At 62.0% G+C, this 7,557-nt stretch carries 15 protein-coding genes; 8 read left to right on the top strand and 7 right to left on the bottom strand.

Annotated features, from left to right (window positions below):
- Window positions 1–291 precede the first annotated feature (291 nt).
- The 3 genes from ACP7BL_RS17455 to ACP7BL_RS17465 all read left to right on the top strand — a co-directional run bounded on the left by ACP7BL_RS17455 (window position 292) and on the right by ACP7BL_RS17465 (window position 1,630).
- Window positions 292–753, top strand: a complete 462-nt coding sequence (locus ACP7BL_RS17455; RefSeq protein ID WP_126846416.1) for a WYL domain-containing protein — start codon at window positions 292–294, stop codon at window positions 751–753.
- A 26-nt stretch (window positions 754–779) separates the two neighbouring features.
- Window positions 780–1,214, top strand: a complete 435-nt coding sequence (locus ACP7BL_RS17460) for a hypothetical protein (protein WP_126846419.1) — start codon at window positions 780–782, stop codon at window positions 1,212–1,214.
- A gap of 65 nt (window positions 1,215–1,279) precedes the next feature.
- The gene (locus ACP7BL_RS17465) at window positions 1,280–1,630 is read left to right on the top strand and encodes a hypothetical protein (RefSeq protein WP_126846421.1); all 351 of its coding nucleotides are present in this window, start codon (window positions 1,280–1,282) and stop codon (window positions 1,628–1,630) included.
- 50 nt (window positions 1,631–1,680) lie between these two features.
- On the opposite strand, the gene ACP7BL_RS17470 is transcribed toward ACP7BL_RS17465, so the two are convergent.
- Window positions 1,681–2,073, bottom strand: a complete 393-nt coding sequence (locus ACP7BL_RS17470) for a type II toxin-antitoxin system HicB family antitoxin (RefSeq protein WP_126846423.1) — start codon at window positions 2,071–2,073, stop codon at window positions 1,681–1,683.
- A 25-nt stretch (window positions 2,074–2,098) separates the two neighbouring features.
- Complete coding sequence (locus ACP7BL_RS17475; RefSeq protein ID WP_426258905.1) at window positions 2,099–2,317, bottom strand: type II toxin-antitoxin system HicA family toxin; 219 nt, start codon at window positions 2,315–2,317, stop codon at window positions 2,099–2,101.
- 18 nt (window positions 2,318–2,335) lie between these two features.
- Here ACP7BL_RS17475 and ACP7BL_RS17480 point away from each other — a divergent pair, with 18 nt between their 5' ends.
- Together ACP7BL_RS17480 and ACP7BL_RS17485 are read left to right on the top strand one after the other, a co-directional pair.
- Window positions 2,336–2,902, top strand: a complete 567-nt coding sequence (locus ACP7BL_RS17480; RefSeq protein ID WP_260591502.1) for a hypothetical protein — start codon at window positions 2,336–2,338, stop codon at window positions 2,900–2,902.
- Complete coding sequence (locus ACP7BL_RS17485) at window positions 2,826–3,605, top strand: hypothetical protein (RefSeq protein ID WP_299112633.1); 780 nt, start codon at window positions 2,826–2,828, stop codon at window positions 3,603–3,605. Before ACP7BL_RS17480 ends, ACP7BL_RS17485 begins: the two co-directional genes overlap by 77 nt.
- Here the strand turns inward: ACP7BL_RS17485 and ACP7BL_RS17490 are convergent.
- From ACP7BL_RS17490 to ACP7BL_RS17505, 4 genes are all read right to left on the bottom strand, one after another.
- Complete coding sequence (locus ACP7BL_RS17490; RefSeq protein WP_126846429.1) at window positions 3,602–3,814, bottom strand: helix-turn-helix domain-containing protein; 213 nt, start codon at window positions 3,812–3,814, stop codon at window positions 3,602–3,604. The genes ACP7BL_RS17485 and ACP7BL_RS17490 overlap by 4 nt on opposite strands.
- Complete coding sequence (locus tag ACP7BL_RS17495) at window positions 3,811–4,254, bottom strand: hypothetical protein (protein ID WP_126846432.1); 444 nt, start codon at window positions 4,252–4,254, stop codon at window positions 3,811–3,813. The genes ACP7BL_RS17490 and ACP7BL_RS17495 overlap by 4 nt, the downstream gene beginning before the upstream one ends.
- Window positions 4,255–4,262: 8 nt before the next feature.
- A complete protein-coding gene (locus ACP7BL_RS17500) occupies window positions 4,263–4,922 on the bottom strand; it encodes a hypothetical protein (protein WP_426258906.1) in 660 nt (219 codons plus the stop codon).
- Window positions 4,923–5,102: 180 nt separating this feature from the next.
- On the bottom strand, window positions 5,103–5,504 hold the full coding sequence (locus tag ACP7BL_RS17505; protein ID WP_126846436.1) for a hypothetical protein: 402 nt from the start codon (window positions 5,502–5,504) through the stop codon (window positions 5,103–5,105).
- 473 nt (window positions 5,505–5,977) lie between these two features.
- On the opposite strand from ACP7BL_RS17505, the gene ACP7BL_RS17510 reads away from it, so the two are divergent.
- A complete protein-coding gene (locus ACP7BL_RS17510; protein WP_126846438.1) occupies window positions 5,978–6,178 on the top strand; it encodes a hypothetical protein in 201 nt (66 codons plus the stop codon).
- Window positions 6,179–6,353: 175 nt separating this feature from the next.
- Here the strand turns inward: ACP7BL_RS17510 and ACP7BL_RS17515 are convergent, their stop codons facing one another.
- The gene (locus ACP7BL_RS17515; protein WP_426258907.1) at window positions 6,354–6,608 is read right to left on the bottom strand and encodes a hypothetical protein; all 255 of its coding nucleotides are present in this window, start codon (window positions 6,606–6,608) and stop codon (window positions 6,354–6,356) included.
- A gap of 54 nt (window positions 6,609–6,662) precedes the next feature.
- On the opposite strand from ACP7BL_RS17515, the gene ACP7BL_RS17520 reads away from it, so the two are divergent.
- Both ACP7BL_RS17520 and ACP7BL_RS17525 read left to right on the top strand, forming a co-directional pair.
- On the top strand, window positions 6,663–7,301 hold the full coding sequence (locus ACP7BL_RS17520) for a DUF3164 family protein (protein WP_126846442.1): 639 nt from the start codon (window positions 6,663–6,665) through the stop codon (window positions 7,299–7,301).
- Window positions 7,298–7,444 carry a hypothetical protein gene (locus tag ACP7BL_RS17525; RefSeq protein WP_426258908.1) on the top strand — a complete coding sequence of 49 codons (147 nt, stop codon included), beginning with the start codon at window positions 7,298–7,300 and terminating at the stop codon, window positions 7,442–7,444. The genes ACP7BL_RS17520 and ACP7BL_RS17525 overlap by 4 nt, the downstream gene beginning before the upstream one ends.
- Window positions 7,445–7,557 lie beyond the last annotated feature (113 nt).

The following is a 7,557-nucleotide window of genomic DNA, read 5'->3' on the forward strand; positions in this document are numbered from 1 at the left end:
CTGATTATGCCGAACTGCCGCATGGCTGACCCACGGAAAACCCCCATTCCGAAAGGCCATGCGGCATAATCCGGATCGCGGCATTATGCCCTTTATGCCGATATCGGCATAAGACCCATTGGTCTTGCTCCCGGCCTGGCCGTCGAGGCTACTTCAACGGCTTCAGGTCGAGCTACATGGTTGAGGGTAGATGGTTAGGTCGGCGTTGACGAGCGCCACGCAAATTTCCGGAAATAATGCTTGAATTAGAAGCGCGAACAGGGGGCTGGTGATGATCCTTCAAAGCGATCGATGAGGCTGGGGGATGCATCGGCTCCTGTTCTGGACCAACGCAAGGTCATCATCGATTATGTTGATGCGAACGGCGAGGAGAGCAGGCGTACAATCGTACCGCTCTTAATCGCTGGATCTTTCGCAGGCGGCCGATTGGATGTGCTTTATGTTGAGGCTCGTTGTCTCACTGCCAAAGCGAAGCGCACATTCCGCATCGATCGTATCCGGGAACTCAGTGACGCAGCAACCGGCGAGGTATTGGATCTTCTGGAGTGGGCGCGTGGTCTCGAGGTCGGGCCGTTATCGCTGGTCGATGAAGCTGAACCCGTAGAGGAGATCACTAGCGCCGCCCGTGTTCGATCACCATCGCGCCTGTGGCTGGTGGCAGCCATGCTATTGGCCGGGTATTTGATCGGCCGCTTTCGCATCCTGCACCTTCTTTTGGTCGCGACGCATATGCATTGGGGGCGATGGCTATGAGATTCACGATTGCGAGGATTCTCTGCATGACGAGCCTCGTGCTGGCCTCACCCGCGCCGCTATGCGCTGAGCAGGTGGCAGATGACGGCTTAGAGGTGTTGGACGGACAATGCTCTTATCCGCCAAAGTTGGGGAATCCCGGCCCCGAAGATCGCCGCCTGGAATGCGATACTGTGGTCTTGTTGCCCTCCGGTCAGGACAGCGTATTGGTCCAATTTGCGAAAAAGGGTTCCGGTGCTCCGGTCGGCTTCGCAGGCCCCATCGGCGACAACGGAGAAATGTCGGTGCGCCGCATCTACCTCTCTCCCGGAAACCCTACGGCGGCAACAGCCGGTCATTGCCGCCTTTTTGAGCAAGATGGCAAGACGACGGGAATTTGGTGCGTTGCCTCGATTGGACGTGGTCGAGTTATGGCGAATTTTAGGGTCGCGCCAAAGATCGCCACGGGATCGACGCAATAAAAGCGTTTGGTTTCATCCTCGCCGCGATCGGCCCATCGATCGTCTTGGCGGCATGCTCTGACCCGGTGGCCGACGCACAAGAGCGCTTGCGTATCATTTCCAGCACTCAGGCAAGCAAGGCCGACATCTGCAATGCCCATCGGCGGATTGTCGAAGCGTATCTGGCTGCAAAGCGCAGCGAGGGTTATGAGGAAGCGAAGATCACAGCCGATATGTATTGCCTGAGAGCAGAGCTCGACCCCGGGGGACAGATCGACGCCAACGGACACGATATTCTCATCGTCGCCGACTCCATCGACAATAACGCGTCCATGCTCGACCAGATCGACACGCCCCGGAAGATGCCTGCAACCGATGCGGTCAAAGGCAGCGACGACAATGCCGAAATCGGGCGTGACAATTGGGCGGGGGAGTGACGAGCCGCTAGGCAAGTCCCAGATGTCCTCCGCCTTTTGCCCGTCTCAGCTCAGTGCCGATGCTCGATCTCATTGCGCGCGGCCTGGGCGAGGAAGGCGCTCCGAGTAAGGCTGCGCGAGGTCGCGGCCTTGTCGATCGCGTCGAGCATACCGCGATCGAGCGACAGGTTCACGCGCGCGACGGTGCCGCTGTTGCGGATCCACGGCACCGCGATGATGAACGCGCCATCGCGCAGATCGTCGGCGGCAAGCGCCTGGATCTGATCGAGCGGGAGCGGCGCGACCTCGGCGGCATCCTCGAACCATAAGGCGAGCGCATCGCAGGCATTGGGCAGAACCTCGCCGATCTCATCCGCTGCCGAGAAACAGCCCGGAAGATCGGGGAAGGTGACGCCGAAGGCGCTGTCTTCATCCTTGTGCACGATGGCGTAGAAATACTTCATAGTCTTACTCCCAGGGGGCGGGGGATCACACCCACCCCGCCATTTTCGCGATGCTGCGGGCGGTGCCCAGCGGCAGGTCTTTCTTCGGGTGCGGGACGATCACCGTGATATCGCCCTTGCGGAATTTGTGGTGCGAGCCCTTGACCGACACGAGATCGAACCCTTCCGTCACCAGCCGCTTGACGATTTTCTTGCTGTCCCGTTCCATGCGCAAATATATACACATCATGCGGAGGTCGGTCAATCGCTTTTGCGCAAATACATGCGCAATATGCTGAAATGTTTCGGGCTATGGATGGTTGCCGCAATTCCCGCTATGTTCCGCACCGGGAGCGCGGGCGTAAACAAGTCTATGGTGGCGCAATATCGTCGTTCGCCGAGCATGGTGAGCACGAAGCTGCAGGTGCTGGATTTCGCCAAGGCGTATTTCCTGCGCTGGGGCAGCTCACCCAGTTATGGCGAGATCGCCGGCGCGGTCGGCATCGGCCGCTCCCGTGCGCGCGACATGGTGCGCACGCTGACCGCCGAGGGCGAGATCCTGCGCGCGCCAGGCGATCGGCGGCGCATGTCTTTCCCAGGGCTCGAGCAGCACGTCAGCGAGGGCGACGCGATCCTGGCACTGCGTGCGGCCGGCTGGACGGTGAACCCCGATGGCCAGGTGTTCGAGCGGTCAACGGCCAGCACATTTCCGCCACTGCCGCGGGTGCCCGAACTTGAGCAGACACCCGTGACAGACGACGGGGGTCAGCAAAATGTCGGACAGCAATCCAGCCGAGGCGAAGGTGATGCGCGCGATCATCGCGCGCCACCGCAAACAGGCACTGGCTGAGCGGGCCGAGGCGAACGCGGCGTCGGCGAAGCAAGAGGTGAGGGGTGTCGGCTGGTCGACCAAGGCCCCCAAGAAGCGCAAGCCCAGCCCGCTCGAGAAAAGCATCGCCGATGACATCGCGCTCAACCGTCGGCGCTGGGCAGAGAAACATCCAGATCGTGCGGCAGCAGAGCGGTCACTGCGGAAATCCCGAGCGGAAATGCACGAGCGCTGGGATCATAAGGCGCACGGTACGCCGGAAACCCATGAACACCACAAGCACCACCAGGACGGTGCGCTGGCCCAGCTCTACCTTTCCGGCTCGATCGACGCCGAGCAGCTTGCCTCGGCCGTGGAGATCGCCACGGTTGCGGAGCGGATCGGTGCCGACGTGACGGTGCGAACCTCCAGCGTCGAGACACGCGTCGACCAGACGCGCAGTGGCGATGGGACCTTTTACGAGGCATTGGGCGCGGTGCGGCGCGAAATGGCCTATTCGCGCTGGCGACGCGAGGTGCGCGGGCCGATCGCCGCAGTCCTAGACATGATCGTTGGCGAGACGGTCGGCTATACCGTGGTGGCGAATCGTTATGGGATGCACAACCGGCGTGCGAAGCGGTTGTTGATCGACGCGCTAGACCTATGGCCGCAGATATTCGGCACGGTGTGCAAAGACGTCGATGCGGCGACGCTGATCGCCGCGCATGCCGGTATCTTGAGCTAAATCACGCTAAGAGAGACGCCGAAATATTCGCGCATGGCGGCGCTCTCCAGCAAAGCTGTGATGATGATTGCGACCGGCCCCGGCACAGCTCGATCGCCATGCTCCCATTTGTAGATTGTCCGCGCTCCCGACACACCGACCAATCCGGCCAACTCCTCTGCGCTCAGACTGAGGGTAGCACGCGCCGCCAGAACCTCTGCGCCGGTCATTTCGGATCAATCCATGCCCAGGCGGCGCAGCGCTCGAAATCGCCAAGCCAAGCCATCGCGCCATGGTCGGTCACCGCAGCCGGCAGCAGCAGTGCTGCGCACCACGGCGCAGGAGGCTCGTCGAGTGCCGGCGCGTCCGGGTCAATCCTATGGCGCAACGCGATCATCTGCCCCCAGAGCGCGCGCGACGGTCGTGCAGCCACGGCGATCGTCACCAGCGGCACATCATCGCGCGAGACCGTGCACAGCGCGGCACGGCGCGACCCGAACGGCTCAACATGCAGCCGATAGCCGGGGACCGGCATGTCGGTATCCCCCCCGCCAGCGACCGCATCGGCGACTAGCTCGCGCGTATGCTCGATCGCTGCGTCGTCCACCTCGTGCAGCCATGAGCGGCGGAGATCCCCCGTGTTGAGGGTCAGGTGGTTGAGGTAGGTCATGTGGTCGCCTAACTGTTCGCCAGCAGCATGATGTCGATCATGCTGCTGGCTTGCTGACGGGTGAGGCCTTTGGGGATGTCCGCAGGATGCCGGTTTGCTCGCCGCATGAGATCGGCGAGATATTCCAGCTGTCGCCGCGTGGCGGGCGGCGCGCCGCGTTGACCGGCGCGCCGCCCGCCTTTTTGGCTGGCCATCTGTTTTTGTCTTTTACCAAAGACATAGTGGTAGCTACCGCCCGTTTCGGGACGTTTGAGCAGGGGGGCGTCCCCGCCGCGAGATCCGTCAGGGGCCAGGCTGCGATCCTTGGGGAGCCAATAGCTGAGATATGGGTTGTCTACCATTGGTCGCCATGACCAGACTACCAGAGAGCCTGCCACAGCTGCGTCTGATAGCCACCGCTCAAGACTGGCTCTCGGCGCGTCCGCATCCAACCGCTCACGCTCAGCATCAAGCCAGCGCCGATTTGCCGACACTACACCCAAACTGTCGCCGTTAATCGGCGGATAATGATGCTCGGTCATGTCCCAGGCACCGTCGCGCCATGCTCGGTTGATTAATCGAGACCGCAGGATAGACATGCTCGACACGCCTATGGGCATAACAATTCCGTAACCTCGGTGGGCCGCGACAATTCCGAGGTCGATCTCGGAGATGGGGTCGGCGATCATATCGCAACGCTCTCGCCAATAGTGACGCGACGCACGGACAGTCGCAAGTGCTGGGTCGCTATCCGGCACCGCATCGCTTTTTTGGGATCGGCGGAATGGGGTTTCGACATAGCCTGCCGCGAGCGTATCGCGGCAGGCTATGACCGTACGAAATTTGACGGACATTACAGCGGTGCCCCATTAACGGTAGGGATTGTAGCCATCGCCTCCCTCATTCATCCCGTCAAAAAATGCACGGCCAGCGGCGTTGGTGGCGGCCGTCTCCGATACCCAGGCGGCATAGCGCGCGCGCTCATCGGTACCCTTGGCGTAGTCCGCAGCCGTCAGGCCGATCTGCGTGTACTTGCCATCCACCTTGCCCTGCACATAGGCGGCATAGCCGGCCGCCTTAAGCCCGGAGACGAGCGGGCGCGCGAAGTGCTTGGGGTTGGCCTCGATCTCGGCGACGGTGATCACCGTCGCATAGGCGGATGCTTCGACGCGGGCGCTCTTGGAAATGATCTGCACGTGGCCGCCGGTCTGGACGACATCGAACAGCTCATGCGAGCGGAGGTTGGTAGCGGCGGGAACGAAATCGGCCATCGTCTGTCTCCTGCGCCCCGTTGTGGCGGCGCCCCCTTTCGGCGATCACCGCCGATGCAGTTTATATAGGCCCATTGGGCCTATGTATCAAGCGATACCTTGCGAAAATTTGGACGCGATAAAAAATCATTGGGGGTACACAAAAACGCCCCTGCCAAAATGGCCACGTAATGGCCTATTTCGACCCCGCGACAATTGCGCCTGACGCCCACCGCCTTCCCCCGGGCCGGTGGGCTTTTTTTGTATCTGGAGCGCTTCCCCATGCCCCAGTCGCGCGTCTCCCGCTCTTCCCCTGGCGGGTCCATTGCCGATCAGCTCGAGCGTTTGACGCCCGATTGGGATCGGCTGGTGCACGACGCGCGGCGGCGGGAAGAGGCCGCGACAGGGCGTCCGGATATGCCTCTCGATGACCTCGAAGAGCGAGCGCAGCAGCTCGTCCGCGCAATTGTCGCCCCCTTTCGTGGAGACCGCCGATGACCACGCTCGCGATCCTTCGTGATTTCATCTCGACCATGCCCGGCGAGGAAGCGGTGATTTCGAAGGCGAGCCTGGTGGCGATCGAACGCGAGCTCACCACCGCGAGCGTCGCTGCGGCGCGAGTGAATATTGATGCCGGCGTGAACAGCGTCATCGATGGGCTGCTGACGCCGAACGCAGTGCGCGGCTTCGCGTGAATCGCCAGCTGGCATCTCTCCTGGTCGGGAGCCGAACCCGGCAGGAAGTTTCGCCGACCGCGACCGTGCAGGGCACCCTGCCTGCGGGCACCGCCGGGGCATCGCCATCTGTTCGCGGCCGTGCGGCCACGGTTTTCCGCCAGATATTCTGACCGGGGCGGAGGGGGTCTCCGCCTCAGCGCTCGCCCACCTCATCGATCATTATCGCGGTCCCGCTAGCGGTGATCAATCGGTCGGACTGACCCGCCATCGTGGTGGTAATTGGAACACCTCGATAAGTGGTAATCGTCCGCTGTGCGCTCGGCGAAGGCATCGAATTGCGCTGCAGTTGGGCCTGACGGTCCTCTGACAGGTAAAGTCGAACGGCACCTAGGCCGTGTCGATGCGCGGCATAAATCGCCGAATCGATCATTGATGTGAGTTGCTCCATCAGCTCCCGCCTTCTCACCGCGTCACGGCGCGGGTTGTCTTTGGGGATATCAGTATGGCGGACGCAAAGCATCCCGCGTCGATCGACGTTGCTGGTTCGCTCTATCTTCGCGACGCGAAAGGCAGCCTCGTGCCGCTAACCGCGGTGAAGGCGGCCGATCTGCTCATGGACGAGACCGTCCGCGGCATCCTCGGCCAGGCGCGCGATGTGTCCGCGCAGATCGCCGCGTTCAAGGTGGACGTGTTCGACCGCGTTTCGGCGCTGCAGGCACTGATCGCGCAGCACTATGGCGCGACGCTTGGCGGCAAGAAGGGCAACATCACGCTGATGTCGTTCGACGGCTGCCAGAAAGTCCAGGTCCAGGTCTCGGATCTGCTCGAGTTCGGGCCGGAACTGCAGGCAGCGAAAGCGCTGATCGACGAATGCCTTACCGAATGGGCCGCCGGCGGCCGCGTGGAGCTGCGCTCGCTCGTCAACCGCGTCTTCCAGGTCGACAAGGAAGGCCAGATCAATCGCGCGGAGCTGTTCATGCTGTTGCGCGTCGAGATTTCCGACGAGCGCTGGCTGCGCGCGATGGAAGCGATCCGCGAATCGATCCGCGTGATCGGCTCGCGCACGTATGTTCGTTTCTATCAGCGACCGGTGCCGGATGCGGCGTGGTCGGCCGTCACGATCGATCTCGCCGCCGCGTGACTTCGATCGACATCCGCGCCAACCTGAAGCCGCTCCAGCGTGCGTTCATCGGGCTCAGCGCGAAACAGGTGCCGTTCGCGACGTCGCTCGCGCTGAACGCCCTCGCAAAGGGCGTCGTCGCGCAAGAAAAGGACGAGGTGTAGATTTCCGCTGAGAAGTGACCCGGTATTTCCATCGAGAATTGACCCGGGTGAAGGTATGTCCCGCAGAGCGGGTTTTGGGTCAAGCTGGTGATTTTTCCTTTCGTGGTTTTGGT

The organism is Sphingomonas sp. DC1600-2, assembly GCF_049897605.1.
Classification (GTDB): Bacteria; Pseudomonadota; Alphaproteobacteria; order Sphingomonadales; family Sphingomonadaceae; genus Sphingomonas.